Origin of the sequence: Amycolatopsis sp. NPDC005232 (assembly GCF_040607795.1) — a bacterium.
Classification (GTDB): Bacteria; Actinomycetota; Actinomycetes; order Mycobacteriales; family Pseudonocardiaceae; genus Amycolatopsis.
Genome location: NZ_JBEXHL010000031.1, coordinates 36,204 through 56,082, shown reverse-complemented (window position 1 = coordinate 56,082; position 19,879 = coordinate 36,204). Strand labels below are relative to the sequence as shown.

Annotated in this window: 25 protein-coding genes; 16 read left to right on the top strand and 9 right to left on the bottom strand. The window is 70.3% G+C overall.

Annotated features, from left to right (window positions below):
- Nucleotides 1–9: 9 nt before the first annotated feature.
- On the bottom strand, nt 10–810 hold the full coding sequence (locus tag ABZU76_RS39670) for a DUF169 domain-containing protein (protein ID WP_354879777.1): 801 nt from the start codon (nt 808–810) through the stop codon (nt 10–12).
- On the opposite strand from ABZU76_RS39670, the gene ABZU76_RS39665 reads away from it, so the two are divergent.
- From ABZU76_RS39665 to ABZU76_RS39645, 5 genes are all read left to right on the top strand, one after another.
- Complete coding sequence (locus tag ABZU76_RS39665; protein WP_354879774.1) at nt 803–1,024, top strand: hypothetical protein; 222 nt, start codon at nt 803–805, stop codon at nt 1,022–1,024. The genes ABZU76_RS39670 and ABZU76_RS39665 overlap by 8 nt on opposite strands.
- A gap of 16 nt (nt 1,025–1,040) precedes the next feature.
- The gene (locus tag ABZU76_RS39660; RefSeq protein ID WP_354879772.1) at nt 1,041–1,610 is read left to right on the top strand and encodes a hypothetical protein; all 570 of its coding nucleotides are present in this window, start codon (nt 1,041–1,043) and stop codon (nt 1,608–1,610) included.
- Nucleotides 1,603–2,097: a flavin reductase family protein gene (locus ABZU76_RS39655; protein WP_354879770.1), complete on the top strand. Its 495-nt coding sequence runs from the start codon at nt 1,603–1,605 to the stop codon at nt 2,095–2,097. Before ABZU76_RS39660 ends, ABZU76_RS39655 begins: the two co-directional genes overlap by 8 nt.
- 23 nt (nt 2,098–2,120) lie before the next feature.
- Complete coding sequence (locus ABZU76_RS39650; RefSeq protein ID WP_354879942.1) at nt 2,121–2,447, top strand: VOC family protein; 327 nt, start codon at nt 2,121–2,123, stop codon at nt 2,445–2,447.
- An 86-nt stretch (nt 2,448–2,533) separates the two neighbouring features.
- Entirely contained in the window at nt 2,534–3,301 is a 768-nt protein-coding gene (locus ABZU76_RS39645) for an SDR family oxidoreductase (protein WP_354879767.1), read from the top strand.
- A gap of 19 nt (nt 3,302–3,320) precedes the next feature.
- Here ABZU76_RS39645 and ABZU76_RS39640 read toward each other — a convergent pair whose 3' ends face one another.
- Entirely contained in the window at nt 3,321–3,848 is a 528-nt protein-coding gene (locus ABZU76_RS39640) for a helix-turn-helix domain-containing protein (protein WP_354879764.1), read from the bottom strand.
- 136 nt (nt 3,849–3,984) lie between these two features.
- On the opposite strand from ABZU76_RS39640, the gene ABZU76_RS39635 reads away from it, so the two are divergent.
- Genes ABZU76_RS39635 through ABZU76_RS39615 form a run of 5 tightly spaced genes read left to right on the top strand, consistent with a single transcriptional unit; the run spans nt 3,985 to nt 7,564 of the window.
- On the top strand, nt 3,985–4,290 hold the full coding sequence (locus ABZU76_RS39635; RefSeq protein ID WP_354879761.1) for a putative quinol monooxygenase: 306 nt from the start codon (nt 3,985–3,987) through the stop codon (nt 4,288–4,290).
- Nucleotides 4,291–4,324: 34 nt separating this feature from the next.
- Complete coding sequence (locus ABZU76_RS39630) at nt 4,325–5,092, top strand: hypothetical protein (protein WP_354879758.1); 768 nt, start codon at nt 4,325–4,327, stop codon at nt 5,090–5,092.
- Nucleotides 5,089–5,970, top strand: coding sequence for a haloalkane dehalogenase (locus tag ABZU76_RS39625; protein ID WP_354879755.1), 882 nt, complete (start codon nt 5,089–5,091; stop codon nt 5,968–5,970). Before ABZU76_RS39630 ends, ABZU76_RS39625 begins: the two co-directional genes overlap by 4 nt.
- Nucleotides 5,971–5,996: 26 nt before the next feature.
- Nucleotides 5,997–6,905, top strand: coding sequence for an NmrA family NAD(P)-binding protein (locus ABZU76_RS39620; protein ID WP_354879752.1), 909 nt, complete (start codon nt 5,997–5,999; stop codon nt 6,903–6,905).
- 32 nt (nt 6,906–6,937) lie between these two features.
- Entirely contained in the window at nt 6,938–7,564 is a 627-nt protein-coding gene (locus ABZU76_RS39615) for a CGNR zinc finger domain-containing protein (RefSeq protein WP_354879749.1), read from the top strand.
- Nucleotides 7,565–7,605: 41 nt separating this feature from the next.
- On the opposite strand, the gene ABZU76_RS39610 is transcribed toward ABZU76_RS39615, so the two are convergent.
- Nucleotides 7,606–8,133, bottom strand: a complete 528-nt coding sequence (locus ABZU76_RS39610; RefSeq protein WP_354879746.1) for a helix-turn-helix domain-containing protein — start codon at nt 8,131–8,133, stop codon at nt 7,606–7,608.
- Nucleotides 8,134–8,189: 56 nt separating this feature from the next.
- Here ABZU76_RS39610 and ABZU76_RS39605 point away from each other — a divergent pair, with 56 nt between their 5' ends.
- On the top strand, nt 8,190–9,773 hold the full coding sequence (locus ABZU76_RS39605; RefSeq protein ID WP_354879743.1) for an MFS transporter: 1,584 nt from the start codon (nt 8,190–8,192) through the stop codon (nt 9,771–9,773).
- A gap of 364 nt (nt 9,774–10,137) precedes the next feature.
- On the opposite strand, the gene ABZU76_RS39600 is transcribed toward ABZU76_RS39605, so the two are convergent.
- Nucleotides 10,138–11,190 carry an LLM class F420-dependent oxidoreductase gene (locus ABZU76_RS39600; RefSeq protein WP_354879740.1) on the bottom strand — a complete coding sequence of 351 codons (1,053 nt, stop codon included), beginning with the start codon at nt 11,188–11,190 and terminating at the stop codon, nt 10,138–10,140.
- Nucleotides 11,191–11,380: 190 nt separating this feature from the next.
- Here ABZU76_RS39600 and ABZU76_RS39595 point away from each other — a divergent pair, with 190 nt between their 5' ends.
- A complete protein-coding gene (locus ABZU76_RS39595; protein ID WP_354879737.1) occupies nt 11,381–12,586 on the top strand; it encodes a beta-ketoacyl-[acyl-carrier-protein] synthase family protein in 1,206 nt (401 codons plus the stop codon).
- Here the strand turns inward: ABZU76_RS39595 and ABZU76_RS39590 are convergent, their stop codons facing one another.
- From ABZU76_RS39590 to ABZU76_RS39580, 3 genes are all read right to left on the bottom strand, one after another.
- Complete coding sequence (locus tag ABZU76_RS39590; RefSeq protein ID WP_354879734.1) at nt 12,587–13,075, bottom strand: MaoC/PaaZ C-terminal domain-containing protein; 489 nt, start codon at nt 13,073–13,075, stop codon at nt 12,587–12,589. It lies immediately after the preceding gene.
- Between the two features lie 233 nt (nt 13,076–13,308).
- Nucleotides 13,309–13,584 carry a hypothetical protein gene (locus tag ABZU76_RS39585; RefSeq protein ID WP_354879731.1) on the bottom strand — a complete coding sequence of 92 codons (276 nt, stop codon included), beginning with the start codon at nt 13,582–13,584 and terminating at the stop codon, nt 13,309–13,311.
- A 169-nt stretch (nt 13,585–13,753) separates the two neighbouring features.
- Nucleotides 13,754–13,918, bottom strand: a complete 165-nt coding sequence (locus tag ABZU76_RS39580) for a hypothetical protein (RefSeq protein ID WP_354879728.1) — start codon at nt 13,916–13,918, stop codon at nt 13,754–13,756.
- A 236-nt stretch (nt 13,919–14,154) separates the two neighbouring features.
- Between ABZU76_RS39580 and ABZU76_RS39575 the strand changes: the two genes are divergently transcribed.
- Complete coding sequence (locus ABZU76_RS39575) at nt 14,155–14,514, top strand: hypothetical protein (RefSeq protein WP_354879725.1); 360 nt, start codon at nt 14,155–14,157, stop codon at nt 14,512–14,514.
- A gap of 59 nt (nt 14,515–14,573) precedes the next feature.
- Here the strand turns inward: ABZU76_RS39575 and ABZU76_RS39570 are convergent, their stop codons facing one another.
- Nucleotides 14,574–15,062, bottom strand: a complete 489-nt coding sequence (locus ABZU76_RS39570) for a hypothetical protein (RefSeq protein WP_354879722.1) — start codon at nt 15,060–15,062, stop codon at nt 14,574–14,576.
- 120 nt (nt 15,063–15,182) lie between these two features.
- On the opposite strand from ABZU76_RS39570, the gene ABZU76_RS39565 reads away from it, so the two are divergent.
- Nucleotides 15,183–16,115 carry a hypothetical protein gene (locus ABZU76_RS39565; protein ID WP_354879719.1) on the top strand — a complete coding sequence of 311 codons (933 nt, stop codon included), beginning with the start codon at nt 15,183–15,185 and terminating at the stop codon, nt 16,113–16,115.
- A gap of 380 nt (nt 16,116–16,495) precedes the next feature.
- On the opposite strand, the gene ABZU76_RS39560 is transcribed toward ABZU76_RS39565, so the two are convergent.
- The gene (locus ABZU76_RS39560) at nt 16,496–17,425 is read right to left on the bottom strand and encodes a MarR family transcriptional regulator (protein WP_354879716.1); all 930 of its coding nucleotides are present in this window, start codon (nt 17,423–17,425) and stop codon (nt 16,496–16,498) included.
- A gap of 191 nt (nt 17,426–17,616) precedes the next feature.
- On the opposite strand from ABZU76_RS39560, the gene ABZU76_RS39555 reads away from it, so the two are divergent.
- Nucleotides 17,617–18,669, top strand: a complete 1,053-nt coding sequence (locus ABZU76_RS39555; RefSeq protein ID WP_354879713.1) for a cupin domain-containing protein — start codon at nt 17,617–17,619, stop codon at nt 18,667–18,669.
- A gap of 4 nt (nt 18,670–18,673) precedes the next feature.
- Nucleotides 18,674–19,864 carry an FAD-dependent monooxygenase gene (locus ABZU76_RS39550; RefSeq protein ID WP_354879710.1) on the top strand — a complete coding sequence of 397 codons (1,191 nt, stop codon included), beginning with the start codon at nt 18,674–18,676 and terminating at the stop codon, nt 19,862–19,864.
- Nucleotides 19,865–19,879 lie beyond the last annotated feature (15 nt).

Below are 19,879 nucleotides of genomic sequence, written 5' to 3'. Positions count from 1 at the left end.
CCCTCGGTCTCAGGCGAAGCGCTGGGCGTCGGCGCCCGCGTACTGGGCCATGCGCGCGTCGAGCCTGGCGTGGAGCTCGAGTCGATCGATCAGCTCGGGCAGCAGTGAGCCGGGGAACACACACGTCGCCTCGTCGGCCCGGATTCCGGTGCGGGCGCGGCTGAGCGCGCAGCCGACACTGGCGGCGACCCGGCCCTGCTTGGCCATCGCGACGATGTGGCACTGCGGCTTGCCCTCGACCGGCAGATCCGGCACGGCGTCCTTGACCGTCATCAGGCCGCGGGCGTTGGTGCGGATCAGCACGACGTCCGGGGTCTCGGTCATCGAGCCGAGCGGCGCGTAGTGGACCGACTCGGTGCGCTCGGTGACCACGGGCAGCGTCACCACGTCGTCGTGGCCGACCCAGCCGGCCTCGAGCAGCGCTTGCACATCGTCGTTGGCCGCGACCTCGTCCAGCGTGCGGAAGCCGTGGGTGAGGCTGCCGACGCTGCAGTTGGCGTGGTCGGCGGCGTACGTCGTGACCGGGGCGTGCGCGCCCTGGACCCAGAAGACGCAGCCGGCGGGCACGGCGCCGGTGCGGCCGTGCTCGTTGGCGGGCGCCATCGGGAGGCCGGACTCAGCAGCAGGCGCAGGGCGGTCGGGGGATCGATCCGCCGAACGGAAGGTCAGGGCGACCGGCGCCGCCGCGAGGTGCAGCACCTTGGTCAGCCGGGCGGCGACCGCCGGCCAGTCCGGAGTGGACACCGCTTGAACTGACGCCGCCTGAGGGGACGCCGCCTGGTTCGACGAGCTGGAGCCGGGGGTGGACATCGTGGCCTCGTTCCGTGCCGATCGGGATGGTGGTGGCAGTCGGTGGGACTGGGAAGACCTGGAGCTCGTGGTCGCCGATGACGAGGTCGACCTCGATGGCGTGGCGGTCCAGCGCGCGCCAGCGTTCGTAGGGAGCGCCGTCGCAGCGCAGCACGCAGGTGGCCGTGTCGGCGAGCTGGGAGACGCGGATCGTGGTCGCGCGGCCGCGGTGTGAGGACGTGGCCGCATAGGTGCCCAGCGCCGCCCGGATCGCGGAGAACGGCCACGTGATCGCGTCGTTCCTCACCGGCTTCGACGGCACCCGGAAGGTCTTCGACGCCTACCGCGACAAGTGCGCGCAGCTCGGCCGCCCGGTGCCGGGTGACGATCGCTTCGCCTACGCCGCCCTCGTCTACACGGGACAGACGGACGAGGAAGGCATGGCCGGTGCGGAAAAGCTGATGTGGTACGTCAGGGCCAACAAGGTGCCGTTCCACCACGTGCAGCCGCCGGGGTACACGCCGTATTTCGTGCGCGCCGCGGGCCTGGCCGGCGAACGCTCGGCCTACGACTTCAACACCATGACCCTGCAGGACATGATCGACGGCGGCATCGTGTTCGCCGGCAGCGCCGACACTGTCCGCGGCCAGATCGAGCGGTTCTACGAGCGCGTCGGCGGCTTCGGTCACCTGCTGCTCATGGGCCAGGCCGGGTTCCTGGAGCACGAGGAGACGGTGCGCGGCATCGAGACGTTCGCCAGTGACGTCAAGCCGGAGCTGGCCGGACTGTCGACGGCGGCCGCGGGGGTGAGCCGTGGCTAGCGGCGTCGTCGGCGCGGACGAGCTGCGCCGGACCTGCGGGGCGTGGCCGACCGGCGTCGCCGTGGTGACGAGCGCCGGGCCGGACGGCGCTCCCGTCGGCCTCGCGGTGAACTCGTTCACGTCGCTGTCGCTCGACCCGCCGCTGGTGTTGTTCTGCGCCGGGCTGTCGTCCACGACGTGGCCGCACATCCGTTCCGCCGGCCGGTTCCTGGTGCAGATGCTGGCCGCCGACCAGTACGACGTCGCCAGGGTGTTCGCGCGCTCCGGCGGGGACAAGTTCGGTGGCCTGGCCTGGCATTGGCGCGACGGGCTGCCCGAGCTCGACGGGATCGCGGCGGCGCTGAGTTGCTCGATGGACGGCGTGTACGCGGGTGGTGACCACGAGATCGCCGTCGGCCGCGTCGAAGCCGTCGAGACCTTCGACCGGCGGCCGCTGGTGTTCCACGACGGAGATATGCACGCCCTGCCGCTCGCCCGGGCGAGCTGAGCCGAGGAGACGGTGTGAACTCGATGAGGTTCTGCGTCCTGCCGGTGTCCGATGTGGGCACTTCGAGGGCCTTCTACGCCGCGCTCGGCTGCGTCGAGCGCGGGGTCGACGGCGACCGGTGGGCCGGGATGTCCTCCGGCCACGTCGCGCTTTCCCTGTGCGGCCCGGCGGATCCGAAGCGTCCGGCACAGCCCGCGTTCGCCGTGCTGGTCGACGATCTCCCGGCCGCGCTGGCCCAAGCGCTCGCGGCCGGCGGACGGGCGCTGCCGGACGACGACGGTCGCGTCCGGCTGACCGATCCGGACGGGAACCACGTGATGCTGATCGAACGGGGCACACCTTCGGGCTGACGGTGCTTGCGCCGAAGCGCAACCTCGGCCGGTGTCCACTGTGGCTCGACCAGGCCAGAACCTCTTATCCGACAAGGAGAACCACGATGTCATCCGTCCTCATCACCGGCGCGTCCAAGGGCATCGGCCGCGCCATCGCGATCGAGCTGGCCGGGCGCGGGCACCGCGTGATCGCCACCGCCCGCCGTCCGGAGACGCTCGCCGACCTGCCTGTCGACCAGCGCCTGCGCCTCGACGTGACCGATCAGGAAAGCGTCGACGCGGCCATCCGCGAGGCCGGCGAGATCGACGTCGTGGTCAGCAACGCCGGGGAAAGTGTTCGCGCACCACTGGAAAGCGTGCCGCTCGACGAGGTCGCGCGGCTGTTCGAACTCAACACCCTCGGCGCGTTGAGGGTGGTGCAGGGCGTGCTGCCGGCCATGCGCGAGCGGGGATCGGGGCGCCTGGTGTTCGTCTCCAGCATCCAGGGCCGGATGGTGCTACCGATGATCGGCCCGTACGGCGCGACCAAGTGGGCGCTGGAGGCGCTCGCCGAGACGCTCGCCATCGAGACCGGTCACTTCGGCATCCAGGTGAGCCTCGTGCAGCCCGGCGCGGTCTCCTCGGGCGGCGGCGAACGCGCCAAGGTGCACCTGAAGGACAACGACCCCTATTCGGCGCTGTACCAGGAACTCCCGGTCCTGCGCGGTGAGGTCGTGACGCCGGAGGCGGTGGCCGCGACGGTCGCCGACACGATCGAGCAGCCCGAACCGCCGCTGCGGATCCCCGCCGGTGCGCCCGCGAAGCAGGTGCTGGAGGCGCGCAAGGTGGCGCCGGAGGACAAGCCGTTCCTGGCCGTGCCCCTCAACTGGTAGTCAGCCCCTCAACTGATAGTCAGCCGCGCGATGCCGAGATCGGCTCGAGGAGCCGCCGTGGGACGTTGAGCGCGGTGGACACCGGGTCGAGCTCGGCGTCGGTCGGCTTGAAGCCGGGTCCGGGCTCGATGCGGGTGTCGCCGGCCGCGACGAGCTCGCCGCACTTCTCGCACCGGCCCTCGTGGTCGAGCAGTGCGCCGTCGGCGTCGTGGCGCAGCGCGCGCTTCACCCCGGCCGGCGAGTAGAAGTCGTCGCCCCAGCTGATGAGCGAGCGGACGATCGGCCAGAGCGCGACACCCTTGTCGGTGAGCACGTACTCGACGGTGCCCGCGCTGTCGTCGCGCGTGAGCACGCCCTCGCGGACGAGGAGCTTCAGCCGGGCCGTCAGCACGGCACGGGGGATGCGGAGCTGGGTGGCGAAGTCCCCGAAGCGGCGTACGCCGTAGAACGCGTCACGCACGATGAGCAAGGTCCACCGCTCGCCGACGATCTCCAGGGCTCGCGCCAGGGAGCAGTTGCGGTCCGCGTAGGTGCTGGGAAGGGACATACGAGCAGTCTACTCCGCTGGTTCACTCACTGAACTGGAGTTGTGCTACAGTCGGCCGCAGTTCATTGACTGAACTGCAGTTGCCTCTGTTGTTCAGCCTCTGTCAGTGCTTGTCGGATTCCCAGGAGAACCAGCGATGTACCAGTTCCTCGTTTCCTTCACCGTGCAGCCGGACCACCGCGACGACTTCGTGCGCGTGGCCCGCAAGACCGGCGTCGACTCCCTGGCCAACGAGCCCGGCTCGATCCGGTTCGAGGTCATCGCGGACGAGGAGAACCCGGACGTCTTCTACCTCAACGAGGTCTACGCCGACGTCGACGCGTTCACCGCCCACGCCCAGGGCCCGTACTTCGGCGCGTTCTTCGCCGAGGCGAGCACCTACGCCGAGGGTCCCGTGTGGCTGATGAAGGGCAACCTGGTAGACGACAGGGCCGCCGTCTGAGTCTGCTCGTTAGACCGGCGGAAGGGCTGGATCGGTGAACGAGGGTCAGGACACCGGGTTGCTGGATCTGGTGCTGGAAGCGCTCGGCGGCCGCGAGCGATGGGGCAGAGCCCGGAAGATCCGGGCGCACCTGCACATGGTCGGTCCCACGTGGACGGGCCTGGGTCAGGAGAAGACGTTCGCCGGGATCAGCCTGGCCGTCGACGTGCACCGGCAGCGCACGGTGTTCACCGACTTCACCGGCCGCGGGCTGCACGGGGTGTACACGCCGGAGCGCGTCACGATCGAAGACGCCGACGGCGTCGTGCTCCAAGAACGCCGCGCGCCGCGCGAGTCCTTCCCGCCGCGGGCGCGCGGGATGAAGTGGGACGCGTTGCACGCCCTGTATTTCGCGGGGTACGGCATGTGGAACTACCTCGCCAACCCGTACCTGCTGACCCTGCCCGGCGTGCTGACCGAGGAGCTCGAGCCGTGGCACGCCGAGGGCCACCACTGGCGACGGCTGCACGTCACGTTCCCCTCGTACCTCGCCACCCACAGCACGCAGCAGACGTTTTACTACGACGAGCACGGCCTGCAGCGCCGCGTCGACTACGCGCCCTACGTGCTGGGCAACTTGCCCGCGACGCACCACACCGAGGCGCACCAACCGGTTTCCGGCCTGGTGTTCCCTACACACCGCTACGTGCTCCCCGTCGTGGACGGCAAGCCCGCGTCGAAACCGTCCATCATCGTCGACTTCAGCGACCTCGCCGTCGAGTTCGCCGGCGAAACGCAGTCCTTCGAGGGAGGGCGAGAGTGAACACCCGGCCGTACGCCGAGAAGAAGTTCGCCGACATCAACGGGGTGCGCATGGCGTACCTCGACGAGGGCGAGGGCCCGGCCATCGTGTTCCAGCACGGGAACCCGACCTCGTCGTACCTGTGGCGCAACGTGATGCCGCACCTGGAAGGCCAGGGCCGGCTGATCGCGTGCGACCTCGTCGGCATGGGCGACTCCGGCCCGCTTGAGCCGTCAGGCCCGGACCGCTACTCCTACTTCGAGCAACGCGAGTACCTGTTCGCGCTGTGGGAGCACCTCGACCTCGGCGACGACGTCGTGTTCGTGCTGCACGACTGGGGTTCGGCCCTGGGCTTCGACTGGGCGTGCCGGCACCAGGACCGCGTCGCCGGTCTCGCGTACATGGAGTCGATCGTGGCCCCGATGACGTGGGCCGACCGGCGGGAGTCGTTCCGCGCCACGTTCCAGGGTTTCCGTTCCCCCCAGGGGGAAGCGATGATCCTCGACGGCAACGCGTTCGTCGAGCAGGTGCTGCCGGGCGCGGTCCTGCGCGACCTGAGCGCCGAGGAGATGGCGGTCTACCGCGCGCCTTACCGCACGCCGGGGGAGAGCCGCCGGCCCACGCTGAGCTGGCCCCGTCAGCTGCCCATCGAGGGCGAACCGGCCGACGTGGTGGCGATCGTCGAGGAGTACGGCCGGTGGCTGGCGACCTCGGACGTGCCCAAGCTGTTCGTGAACGCCGAACCCGGCGCGATCCTGAGCTCCCGCCAGCGGGAGTTCTGCCGGACCTGGCCCAACCAGACCGAGGTCACGGTGCCCGGCATCCACTTCGTGCAAGAGGACAGCCCGGACCTGATCGGCTCCGCGGTCGCGCACTTCGTCCGCGGTCTGTCCCGATGAGCTCCGGCATTTCGAAAGGTGTTGCAGTGTCCCACGACGACAGGCTGTTCCTGGTGACCGGCGCGACCGGCAAGACCGGGGGCGGCGCGCTCAAGCTGCTGCTCGACGGCGGCCACCGCGTCCGGGCGATGGTGCACGGCGAGGACGACCGCTCCCGCGCGCTGGCCGAGGCCGGTGCCGAGGTGGTCGTGGCCGACCTGCACGACCTCGACGGCATGACCACCGCCCTGCAGGGGGTGACCGGCGCGTACTTGTGTCACCCGATCCTGCCGGGACTGGTGGAGGCCACGGTGATCTTCGCCCAGGCCGCGACCGAGGCCCGGGTGCGCTCGGTGGTCAACATGTCGCAGATCTCGGCCCGCCGTGAGGCCGCCAGCTTCGCCGCGCGCCAGCACTGGCTGTGCGAGCGACTGCTGGACCGGACCGATCTGCTCACCACGCACATCCGGCCGACGTTCTTCGCCGAGTGGCTCAAGCTGTGGTGGGAGAAGCGCGACGGCGAGGGCTACCTGCGCCTGCCGTTCGGCGAGGGCCGGCACGCTCCGATCGCCTCGGCCGACCAGTCGCGCGTGATCGCCGCGCTGCTCCTGCAGCCCGAGCCGCACAACCGCGCGGCGTACTCGTTGCACGGTCCGGTCGAGATGAACCACCACGACATCGCCAAGGCCATCGCGACCGAACTCGGCCACCCGGTGCACTACGAACCGATCAGCGTGGAGGAGTTCTCCGCGTCAGGGCTCGACAAGGGCGCGGACGCGCACCTCGTGCAGCACCTCTCGAACGTCGCGATCGACTACCGCAACGGCGTGTTCTCCGGCACGAACGACATCGTCGAGCGGATCGGCGGCCGCCCGCCGCTCTCGGTGGCGGACTTCGTCCGCGAGAACCGCGCCGACTTCGCGACCAGCGGGCCGCGTTTCGTCCCCGCACCGTGACGCGGGCGGCCTGACCGATCGAGGAGAGTCCGTTGTCCTACGCGGTGGATCCGGTGTCTTCTGAGCGGCGAGGGGTCGCCACGGCTTGGCCGGCCGGCGAGCGGTTCGGCATCGCCGCCGCGCCGAGCGGGCTGGCGCTCGTGCAGGACGTGCTCAACACCCGGCCGAGCCCGCGGAAAGGGTTCGTCGATCTGCTGTCCACAGTGGGCTCGGCGCAGCGGTGGGCGGCCGCGGCGATGGCGGAATGGGCTGAAGCCGAAGGACATCGCCGACGGCGGGTTCAGCTCAGGACCGCGGATGTCGACGAGCTTCGGCAGCTCCGGGAACAACTCGCGGCCCTCGTGCGGACCGAGGACGAGCCGGTGCTGCCCGCGTTGTCCGGGCTGACGCTCACCGCGGGCACCACCACCGACGGCCGGCTGGACCTCGAACCGACCGAGAGTGGGTGGCAGCTCGTCGGCGGCGCGGTGCTGCTCGAGATCCACCGCGCCGGCCGGCTGGACGAGTGGCGGCGCCTGAAGACCTGCCGTAGCTCGGCTTGCCCGATCGCGTTCTACGACCGGTCACGCAACAACAGCCGCGTCTGGCACGACGTCACGGTCTGCGGCAATATCGCCAACCTGCGGGCTTCCCGCGCCCGGCGACGGCGGGTGGTGTGATGAGCGCGCTGCAACCGTCCACACTCGACAGTCGGGGCAAGCTACGCCCGCCGCGCCCGCTTGGCGTCGCGGGAGATCTGCGCCTCGGTGTCCTCCATGGTGACGTCGTGGCCCGCCGCGCAGCGCACGGCGGCGAGGAGTGGCTCACCACAGCCGGCGTGCACCAGCTCGACGCCGCCGGTCGGACCCGCCAAAGTGGCGCCCCACTTCATCATCGCGACCACCACGGGGAACAGCGAACGGCCCTGGTCGGTCAGCACGTACTCGTGGCGGGTGCGCGACCCGGGCTCGCGGTAGGGCTGCTGGCGCAGCAGGCCGTCGTCGACGAGCTGCTTGAGCCGCTTCGCCGCGACCGCGTCGCTCAGGCCGGTGCGCCGGGTGAGCTCGTCGAAGCGCCGGCCACCGTAGAACGCCTCGCGCAGCAGGATCATCGCCGACCGGGTGCCGACGAGCTCCAGCGCGCGCTCGATCTTGCACCAGCCCTCGGCAGTCCACGCGTCGCGGTCGACGAACCGGCCGACGCGCGTCACCACGGGACGGTCCGCCTCGGGCTCCTGTGTGTGTGCCATGACAGTCACTGTACCTGTCTAGCTTTGACCATAGTCAGGCTGCTAGCGTGCTGGCTATGCCTTTGGAAAGTCAGCAGGTGTCCGTGACCAGGTCAGGGACCGCCAGACCCGAAGCCGAAGCTTCCGCGCGAGGCCGGTGGTGGGCCCTGGCGGTGGTCTGCCTCGGCGTGATGATGGCGTTCGTCAACGTCTCCTCGATGATCTCCGCGCTGCCGGCCATCCAGTCCGACCTGCACACGTCGTCGGCTCAGCTGGTGTGGGTCAGCAGCGCGTACACGCTCGTCGTCGTGAGCCTGGTGCTCACGGCTGGCACGCTGGGCGACCTGATCGGCCGCCGCGCGGTGTTCCTCGCCGGGGTGGTCGTGTTCGCCGCGAGCAGCGCGCTGGCGTTCTTCTCCGACAGCGCGGGCTTGCTGATCGCGGCCCAGGCGCTCATGGGGGTCGGCGGCGCAGCGATCCTCCCCGCCAGCCTGTCGATCGTCAGCCACTCCTTCACCGATCCGCGCCAACGCACAAGTGCGATCAGCGTGTGGGCGAGCTGCTCGGGGCTGGGCCTCGCGATCGGCCCGCCCGTGGCAGGCATCCTCCTCGACCACTCGAGCTGGCACGCGGTGTTCCTGACCAACGTCGTGCTCGGCATCGTCACGATCGCGCTGACGCCGATGCTGGTCCCGGAGAGCAAGCACCCGACGCGGCGGCTCGACCCGGCCGGCGTGGTGCTGGGCACGATCGTCGTCGCGTCGGCGACGTACGCGATCATCGAAGGCGGATCCGTCGGCTACGCGGCCGCGCAGATCATCGCGGTGTACGTGGTTTTCGCGGTGTCACTCGTGGCTTTCGTCCGCGTGGAACTGCGCCACCACGATCCGATGCTGGACCTGCGGCTGTTCAAGAGCCCGTCGTTCGCGGCGGTCATGGGCGTCGCGACCACCACGATGTTCGGCTTCGTCGGGATCTCTCTGGTGAGTGTGCTGTACCTCGAACGCGTGCAGCACCTGGGCGCGCTGGCCACCGGCGTACGGATGCTGGTCATGTTCGGCACCTACATCGTGGTCAGCGCCGTGGCGGCCCGGCTGGTGCGGCGCGTCGGCGTCGTCACCATGCTCGCCGGCGGGCTGGTGATCATGGGTGCCGGTGCACTGCTTCTGCTGGTGACGGGGCCGGCGCCGGGGTTCGGGCAGGTGTGGCCCGGCCTGCTGATCGTCGGTATCGGTTCCGGTCTGCTGGTGGCGCCCTCGACCGCGGCCGCGGTGAACAGCGTGCCCGCGCAGCAGGCGGGCATGGCCAGCGCCGCGGTGAACATGTTCCGGCAGCTGGGCAGCGTGCTCGGCCCGAGTGTGCTGGGCACGATCGTCACGACCGAGTTCCCGAAGAACCTGTCCGAACGGCTCCTCGACGCCCGGGGGCCCGCCGGGGTGACCCGCCAGATCGTGGACGGCGCGAGTCACGGTGGCAGCACCACCGGAGTTCCGGCTTCCCTCAAGACGACGGTCACGAGCTCGGCGGCCTCCGCGTTCACCGACGCCGTCCACTCGGGACTGACCGTAGGCGGCATCGTCCTCGTGGTCATGGCGGTGCCGACCGTGGCCTTCGTGCGGCACACGGCTGCCCGCCGTCGCGCAGAAGGAGCACGGACGTGACCGGGTCGCCGCGCGGATCTACGAGCAGATGAGTTTCGTCCGGAGCGCCGATCTTCTGCTCACGGTCCTCCGTCCGCCGGAGTCCTGAAAGCGTTAGTCAAAAAGCACAATCAATCCTCCGAAACCGTCCTGGCAGAGTGGCCAGGACGGCCTTTGTGCTCGCGTTCGCCGGTGAAACGCTCGGTGATCTCAGCGTTCCCGATACCGGTTGTCTCCGCGGCGAGCAGGGTCGCGGACTGCTCGCGGGACAGGCCCGGCCAGTCGGTGACCGCACTGTCGAACACCGCGCCGGGTGCGGCCGCGGAAAGCAACGCCGCCGCCGCGAGACCCGATTCGACCAGGCTCGCGAATGAGGCCGGCGCAGTCAGCTCTTGTCCACCAGGGCGCGGAACTGTTCGACCACGCCGGCCCGCTCGTCCCGCGTCGCGCCGGCCGGGGTGATGGTGAGCGTGGTGACTCCGGCTTCCTGGTAGGCGGAGATGCGCTCGCGGACATGGCTTTCGGGGCCGATCAACGAGATCGAGCGGAGTAGCTCTTCCGGGACCGCCGCTTCAGCTTCCTGCTTCTTGCCGGCCAGGTAGAGATCCTGGATCTTCTCCGCTTCGGCCTCGAAGCCGTAGCGGCGCACGAGGTCGTTGTAGAAGTTGTGGCCCTTCGCGCCCATGCCGCCGATGTACAACGCGAGCGTCGGGCGCATCGCGTCCAGCATCGGCCGGGGGTCGTCGGTGATGCGGAAGACCGCCTGGGCCTCGATCTGCAGCGGCGGCAGGTCGTCGGCGCGCTTCCCGGCGCCGTCGGCCAGCGACTGGCCCCAGACGTCCTTCGCCTTCTCCGGCAGGAAGAAGAACGGCTGCCAGATGTCCGCGAGCTCCGCGGTCATGGCGACGTTCTTGGGTCCGATCGACGCGATCAGGATCGGGATCCGGCTGCGCACCGGCGTGTTGATCAGCTTGAGCGGCTTGCCGAGGCCGGTGCCCTCGTCCTCCGGCAGTGGGATGCGGTAGTGCTTGCCCTGGTGGACGACGCGTTCGCGCCGCCAGACCTGGCGGCAGATCTCGACGACCTCGCGGGTCCGCCCGAGCGGCGCGGTGTACGGCACGCCGTGGAACCCTTCGATCACCTGCGGCCCCGACGCGCCGAGGCCGAGGATGAACCGGCCCTCGCTCACGTGGTCCAGGCCCGCGGCGGTCATCGCGATCAGAGACGGCGTTCGCGTGTAGATCGGCAGGATCGCCGAGCCGATGCGGATGGTGCTCGTGAGCGCGGCGAGCGCGCCGAGCTGGCTCACCGCGTCGAACGTGTACACCTCGGCCACGTAGGCGATGTCGGCGCCGGCACGTTCGTACGCGACGACGTCGTCGGCCAGGTCGCGGAAGCTGCCTTTCGCGCTGTACTCGTTGTAGATGCCGACAAGCACGGTTCCGCCTGCTTTCCTGCTCCGGTGAAGTTGCTGCGTGCCCTCAGGGTTGCGCAAGGCAACTCACTCGTCAACCGCCGGTGTGACTTGGGTTCGATCGGTGCGGCTCCGGCGCGGTCGTCCCGTAGACTACACCTGACTGTGCAAAAGCCTAGCCAGATCTTGGGCCCGTTTTCGAAGGAGCACGTGCATGAAGCCAGCCCTCAACCGGCGCGTCGCGGTGACCGGGATCGGTGTCGTGTCGCCGGTCGGCATCGGCGTGAAGGAGTTCTGGGACGGGCTGTCGCGTCCGGCCGCCGCGGCGAACGTGCGGCGGCTCAGTGGCTTCGACCCGCGGTGCTGGATGTCGCACAAGGTGGCGCGCACGGCGGACCTCGCGACGCAGATGGCGGTTGCGGCCGCCGACGAGGCGCTGGCGGACGCGGGGCTGCTGACCGGCGAGATCGTGCCGGCAGTGACGGTGCTCGACGCCGAACGCGCCGCCGTCTCGCTCGGCACAGGCATCGGTGGCGTGTCCACTCTGGAGTCGCAGGCCGCGGTCCTGGCGGCGCAGGGCGAGCGCAAAGTGTCGCCGCACACCGTGCCCATGACGATGCCGAACGCCGGCGCCGCGGCGCTCAGCATCCGCTACGGCTTCCAGGGCAGCGCGTCGGTGATCACCACGGCCTGCGCGGCCGGCACCGACGCGATCGCCGCGGGCGCCAGGCTCATCGCCTCGGGCGCCGCCGACCTCGTGCTCGCGGGCGGCAGCGACTCGAGTCTCACGCCCGTGTGCGTGGCCGGGTTCACCAACATGCGCGCGCTGAGCCGCAGCGGAATCTCGCGCCCGTTCGATGTGGACAGAGACGGCCTAGCCGCGTCGGAAGCGGCCGGCATCCTCGTGCTCGAGCCGCTGGAGCTCGCGCTGGAGCGCGGCGCGAGCATCTACCTGACCATCGACGGCACCGCCTCGACCGCCGACGCCTACCACGTCACCGCGCCCGCCCCGAACGGCGCCGGCGCCGAGCGCTGCATGCGCATGGCGATCGAGGACGCCGGCTACACGCCGCAGGACATCACCCACATCAACGCCCACGGCACCTCGACGGCCCTCAACGACGCCGCCGAGGCCCACGCCATCCGCCGCGTCTTCGGCGCCTCCAGGCCGCTGGTGACCAGCATCAAGGGCGCCACCGGGCACTCGTTCGGCTCGGCCGGCGCGGTGGAGGCCGTCGCCGTGGCGCTCACGATGGCGCACGAGCTGATCCCGCCGACGCTCGGACTGTCCACACAGGACCCAGCACTCGACATCGACGTGCCCCGCGAACCCACGCCGTGGACGCCGGGGCCCGTGCTCTCCAACAGCTTCGGCTTCGGCGGGCACAACGGCAGCCTCGTGTTCTCGCCGGTCGCCTGACTATTGCCCGGCTTCGGGCCGACGGAACGCCAGGACGCGCGCGGACGTGCTCTGCCGGACGTCGCCGTCCTGGTTCTCCGTCTTGTACGACATCAGCACGGTGGCCCGCGAGGGCCGCGACCGCGAGAAGGTGAGCTTGTCGATCTGCCCCTCGACGTGCAGCACATCACCCGCGCGGGCCGCCGACGGCCACGCCAGGTCGATGGCCGCGCCGACGATGCCCGTGGCGAGCGGCAGCGCGGAGGTCACCAGCAGGCGCATGGTGATCGCCGCGGTGTGCCAGCCGCTCGCGACGAGCTCGTCGAAGAACGTGCCCCGCGCGCTGTCGGCGTCGAGGTGGTAGAGCTGCGGGTCGAACGTCGTCGCGAAGGTGATGATCTGCTCTTCGGTCACGACGTAGGTCGAGGACCGGAACGCCATCCCCTCGTGCAGGTCGTCGGCCCACAGCCCGGAGGCGTTCACGGGCTTCGGAATGAGGTCGCTGTCCATCGTGGCGGTGTCCCTTCGCGTGCTGCGGGGGACGTTAGGCCGCGAACGGCGGCACGCGTATGACGGCAGTCGTGCGCGCGGCGAACGAAAGTCACACAAGACCGGCGAGACGACCGTGTTCGAGAACCTTCGGCTGTTCGAAACCCGCGACGGCAACTTCGTGCGCGCCCAGGTCTACGCCGACACCGCCGCGGCCAACCGCACCACGGGCTGACCACGGCGCGCGAGCCGGGTCAGCGGAAGACGGTGGCGTGCTCGGTGAGGTAGTCGTGCAGGGTGATCGGGGTGCGGCCGGTGATGCGCCGGAACGCGTCGGTGTCGGTGTACTTCGTGTTGCCCCGCTCGATTCCCTCGGCCACGGCGTAGCCGCACGCCGCGATGTGGCGGGACATGTCGGTATTGAGCAAGCCCGCCCGCGACGAGGCGGCCAGGTCGAGCAGCTCCTTCTGCCACGCCCCGCGGCTGACCGGTTCGAAGCGGACCGGCCGGTCGAGCACGTCGCTGAACACCTTGGCAGCCTGGTGGAAGTCGAAGAACTCCGGACCGGGCAGGTAGTGCTCCGGCGCGTCGGCGAACAGCTCCGGGCGCAGCAGGGCCGCGACGCAGAACTCCGCGGCGTCGAGCGCGTTCAGCCAGCTCGCCGGCTTCTCGGCGAAACAGTTGCCACGTAACCCGGCGTCACGTGCGGCCCCGGACGCGGATTTCGAAGGTGTCCCGCTCCGTCGGCACGAGCTTCACCGTCACTCCCGGCAGTGGGACGCCGATGCAGCGCGGATCGGTGAACGGGTAGTGCGCGCTGGTGGAAGCGGGTGACGTTTCGGTGGTGCTCCACGAGCCGGTCACGGGCACATCCCGTCCGGTGACCGCGCGGAGGAGGTCCTCCAGCCGCGTTCGGAGAGCCGGGGCAGGGCTGCGGCAGCGTTGAAGACGAGCCGCAGCCGCGCGAAGAACCGTTCCACCAGCTCGCTGCACCTGCTGATCGAGGCCACCTTGGTGATATGAACGACTCAGGACAACCGGCATCCCGCGCGCGCTGGGCGCGACGTGGCAGCCTTCGTCCTTGTGTGAGGGGGTACGCCATGGCGGCAATCGAGGATGTTCGCGCCCTGGGCTCGGAGCTCGAGCGCTCCTATCCGGTCTACGTGCGCGGCCGGTTGAAATTCCGGGTCAAGCAGATCGTCTATGTCGCGTTCTCCCTCGACGAGACGGTGATGGGGTTCGCGTTCCCGAAGGAGGAGCGTGCCGCGCTCATCGCCGGCGAGCCGGAGAAGTTCGGGCTGCCGTCGGAGTCGGACATGCGGTTCAACTGGGTCCACGCCGAGCTCGCTGCGCTGGACCCGACCGAGGCCCGCGAGTTCGTCGTGGACGCGTGGCGGATGGTGGTCCCCCAGAAGGTCTCCCGCGCCTACGACCATTCCCATCCCGATGGTCCGGGATGACGCGCCCGCCCCGCGGTTGACGATGAGTTCGACGGCTCGGCAGCGTCGAGCCGAAGGAGTCACCGCTGAAGGCGAGCCTGCCCATGCAGCTGGCGACCGTCACGAACGGCTCGTTCGACGGAGCGGCCTCGGCTGTGGCCTGGCGTGCGTCGAGCTGCTCGAAGGCCTTCGCGCCCTGTCCACCCGGTTCGACGCCCCGTGGCGTGATCTGGTGGCGTCGGGCCTGGTGTCATCGAGGGACCGCTGAACAGAGTCGCCGGAGAACTCGCGACTGGCATGGGGCCGGCGAGGAAGTCATGCTCGGCCGAAGCGGGCAGGCACTTCCCGATCGCTTGGATGTAGTCCATCCGGGTCTTCGCGCCGTCCTCGTCGGCGAACACCTCGATACTGCCGCCGCGCTCGATCGCGTCGGCCTCGGAACCCTGCAGTTGGTCGGCAGGGATCCGGCTGTCGGCGAACGCGTCTTTGGATGTGTAGCCGTTGGGGCGGCGGAGCATGTGGTTCGGGTCGTTGGCGGCGGTGTAGTCCTTTAAGTCGCGTCCCTCCACGACGGCCTGTCGTGGATCATCACCCCATCCTGGCGGGCCCGGCTCTCGACACCGGGCCTACGCGGTGATCACCGAGCTACGGTGTCGTCGTCGGCCCGGCGCCATCGGTTGGGCCGGTCGGTGCTGGACGGAACGAACTCGGAGGTCGCGGTGCGGCTGGTGTCGGTGAACGCGTTCAACCTCTACGACGGCGACAGCCCGGCTGCGGAGGAGCGGTTCGCGGGCCTGGAGGCGCTGGTGCGCGGGCTCGACGCGGACGTGCTGGCGGTGCAGGAGATCGTCGCCCGCGAACCCGGCCCCCGCGACCCCGACAAGCGGGACCTGGCCACGACGCGGCTGCGACGACTGGCCAAGGCCGTGGACCGGCAGTGGAAACACCGCGGCGAGCCGATGCTCGCCCTGGGCGGCGATATCCACCACACCGCACTGCTCTGGCGCGACGGAATCACCCCCGTGCCCGGCACCATCGGCCGGTTCGAGCGCGCCGACGCCGGGATGTGGCACTCGATGGTCACCTGCGTCTTCGACCTCGGCGGCCCACGACTGCGCGTCGGGTCGGTGCAGCTGTCCCCGTTCGACCAGGCCTGGGGATGGTCGGACGCCGCGCAGATCCTGCGTGCCATGCACCGCGACGACGTACCCGGGTTCATCGGCGGGGGCTTCAACGGCGTCGGCGCCACCACGGTCCCGACCATCGAGGGCGACAGCCACTTCTACGACCACGACCCCTACCTGCACCAGCCCTGGCACCCCGACCACGTCTACCAGTTCGACGAGCACGGACACCTCGACCGCCGCGTCGCGATCCGGCTCGAGCACCTGGGCCGGATGCGCGACTGCGCCCGGATCGCCGGCGCCCCCTGGACCGCCACCACGGGTTTTCACCCCGGTGATCACCATCCGCCCCGCCGCATCGACCGCTGGTACGCCACCCACCACGCGCCCGACGCAGCCGTGCGCAGCGTCCACGTCGTCGACCACGCCGCGGTCGGCCAGTGCACCGACCACGCGCCCGTCATCCTCGACCTGGACCACACCGCCATCCCGCGGTAGGGCCCGGCCATCGCCGCCTCCCGGAGTCCTGGACGCGACGGCACCCCGGGCTCACCTGGAGGACAAGACCCCTCCGCCCAATGGCCGGAAAAGGATCTGATCTGAATCGCTGAGTTCGACTGACCTTGTCAGGGCTACATTTCTGCGATCTTCCCGGTCGACATTCCGGGCAGGCATTGCGTCACAAGGACGAGACATTCAGCGCCACGAGGGAAAGTGGATCATCGCAGGCGGGCAGTGTTGATCGCGTCGAGAATCCGTTGCCGATGGTTGGGACGGAGATGACTCGGGCAGGACCCCGCGCACGTGCGCGGCGCGTACGCGGACCACCTCGCGTTCCGACCCAATTACCTGATGCGGCGACAGCCTTCACCGGACGGTCATTGGTACGCGACGCGCCGCAGCAGGCTGATCAGCTTGTCCTGTTCGGCGGGAGACAGCGGCGCCACCAGGTCGCGTTGAACGGTCTGCACCGCGGGCGTCACCTCGGCCAGCGTGTCGCGCGCGAGGTCGGTGAGTGCCAGGAGCTTGCGCCGCCGGTCGGTCTCGTCCCGGGTGTCGAGCAGCCAGCCTCGCCGCCGCAATCGGGCCACGATGTCCGCGGCGCTGGACTTGTCGAGCGACGCCATCTCGCCGGCCGCGGTCTGGTCGATCGCCGGGCGCCAGACGAGGCTGCACAGCAGCGCGTACTGCGATGGCGTGAGCTGGGTGCCGACGTGCCGGGTCCAGAGTGCGCCGTGCACTTGCTCGGCCCGCCGGATGAGGTGGCCGGGTGTCGAGCTGAGCCGTAGCACCTCGATGTCCTTGTCCTCGTCCTTGCCTCCGGTGGGCACCTGCCCCTGGTAGGCCACTTGGCCCAGCAGTCTGCCGAAGCTGCGCCGCAGGTTCGGTCCCAGCGGGTGCAGCAGCCGGTCCTGCACCGTCTCCACCCTGGCGGTGAGGTCGGGCAGCATCGCCTTGGCCGAGGGGGTGAGCGACAGCAGGTAACGGCGGCCGTCGCCGGTGTCGCGGTCACGCTGGATCCAGTCCTTGCGCCGCAGCCGGTCGACGATGTCGGCCGTCGTCGACTTGTCCAGTGACGCCGCGCGGCCCGCGGTGACCTGGTCGACTCCCGAACGGCGGCTCAGCGCGCTCAGGATCGCGTACTGCGGGCCGGTGACGTCGGTGCCGACCTCGGCTGACCACAGCGCCGTGTGCGCCTGCTGGGCGCGGCGGATGAGGTGCCCGGCCGTCGTGTCGGGTGGTAGCACGAGGGTGACCGGTCCCGGCGCGTGGGGAGGTGGGCTGCTGCCGATGGCGGTGTTTCGCACGAGAGTCCCCTTCTTGACCGGTTCACTGTAGCGGACCGAGATCGGCCGTGTCCGTACTATCTTGGCTTGATCGACGCCGTGGTTGCGCCGCGAAGCCCTTGACTGTCAGGAAATCAGCGTCTAGCGTCCCGTTGCATAGTACGTACACGTACTAATTCAGCTTGTCTCGTGGCATGCGGAGGGTAACCCCCATGGCGACATCTCGCTTCACGGATCAGGACAGCCGGCTGGACGAGCTGTACGGCGACGTGGCGGCAGCCGATCTCCAGCCGTTGTGGAAGCTCTCCGGCCTGTTGACGCCGGAGCCGGTGCCCCGGACCGTCCCGTACCGGTGGCGGGCCGAAGCGCTCAGCGGGCTCGCGGCTCGCAGCGGTGAACTGGTCGGCATCGACCGGGGCGGCGATCGCCGGGTGCTGGCCTGCGCGAATCCCGGTCTCGGTGGTGCGCCGTACGCGACCTCCACCATGTGGGCCGGGATGCAGTACCTGGGTGCGGGGGAGCGTGCGCCCGCGCACCGGCACACCCCGGCGGCCCTGCGGTTCGTCCTCGCCGGCGAGGGTGCCTGGACCCTTGTCGACGGCGACCCGTTGCGCATGGCGACCGGTGACCTCGTGCTCACCCCGAGCATGACCTTCCACGAACACCACAACCCCGGCGCCGAGCCGATGATGTGGCTGGACGTGCTCGACTTGCCGGTCGTCGCCGCGCTCGACGCGGTGTTCTTCGAGGAGGGCGCCGACGCCCAGGATGGCTTGAGCAGCGAGCCGGCCTCGGCCGCCGAACGGCTCTGGGGCGCTGGTCCCGGCCTCGTGCCCGGCGGGCTCGGCAAGGCCCGGCACGACGCGGCGCACTCGCCGCTGCTGGTGTACCGGCGCGCCGACACCGACCGGGCGCTCGCGGCGCAGCTGGCCGCCACCGGCGCGAGCGAGGCGCAGATCCGCTACACCAATCCGCAGACCGGCGCCGACGTCATGCCCACCATGCGCTGCGAGATGCGCCGCGTGCGCGCCGGCAGCCGCAGCCGCACGACCCGGCAGGCCGGGTCCCGGGTGGGAGCGGTGCTGGCCGGCACCGGCGAGGTGCTGATCGGTGACCAGCGCTTCGAGCTCGCACCGGGTGACGTCTTCGCGGTGCCGTCGTGGGCTCCCTACGGCCTTGCCGCCGAGGAGCACCTGGACGTGTTCAGCGTCAGTGACGCACCCGTGCTGGAAGCGCTGGGCCTCTACCGCGAACAGGAGTGCTGAGCGCATGGCGACGACACCACTGCCCACGTTGATCGTCGGTGGCGGTATCGGCGGGCTGGCCGCGGCGCTGTCCGTGGCCCGCGCCGGGCGCGAGGTCCACCTGCTCGAACGCGCGGCCGAGTTCACCGAGATCGGCGCCGGCCTGCAGTTCGGCCCGAACGCGATCCGGATGCTCGACCGGCTCGGCCTGCTCACCGAGCTGCTCGACGTCGCGGTGCTGCCGCGGCACGGCGTGATGCGGCACGCGATCACCGCCGACCCGCTCACCACACTCGATCTCGGCGGTGCCTTCCGGGATCGCTACGGCTACCCCTACGTGGTGGTGCACCGCAGTGATTTGCTGTCCATTCTGGTCGAAGCCTGCCGGGCGGAACCGTTGGTGCGACTGGAGAACAATCGGGTCGTCACCGAGGCGTGGGCCGACGAGGACAGCGCCGGCGTGCGCTGCGAGGACGGCGCCACGTACCGCGCCGAGCTGCTCGTCGGCGCCGACGGGCTGCACTCCGTGGTGCGCAAGCTGGTCTCCGTCGACCAGCCGGTGCCGAGCGGGTTCGTCGCCTACCGCGGCGCGCTGCCCATGAGCGAGGTGCGGACCGAGGTCAGCAACGACGACGTGGTGCTGTGGGTGGGGCCCGGGCTGCACCTCATCCAGTACCCAGTGCGCCGCGGCGAGCTGTACAACCAGGTCGCGGTGTTCCGCAGTGACAGCTTCGGCCGCGGCGACGAGCAGGTGGGGCCGGTCGAGGAGCTGTTCGGCCGGTTCGGCGAAGCGTGCGAGGAGGTGCAGCGGCACGTCTCACGCATCGAGACCGGCCGCTGCTGGCCGATCTACGACCGGGACCCGCTTCCCACCTGGGTGCACGGCCGGGCGGTACTGCTCGGCGACGCGGCACATCCGATGCTGCAGTACCTCGGCCAGGGGGCGTGCCAGGCGCTCGAGGACGCGCTGGCGCTCGGCGAAGCGGTCCGCGGGAGCGGCACCGACATCGGGAAAGCCGTGAAGTCCTACGACGCCGTCCGCGTCCCCCGCGCGGGGCTGTGCCAGACGCGGGCGCGGCTGTGGGGCCAGGTCTGGCACACCGGCGACCCGGTCACGCTCGCGCTGCGCGACCGGTACATGCGCTCCCGGCGGCCGGACGACTTCAGCGAGCTGGACTGGTTGTACGCGGCGGAATCCGCCGTCCTTTCGTCCTGATCGGCACTACACCGA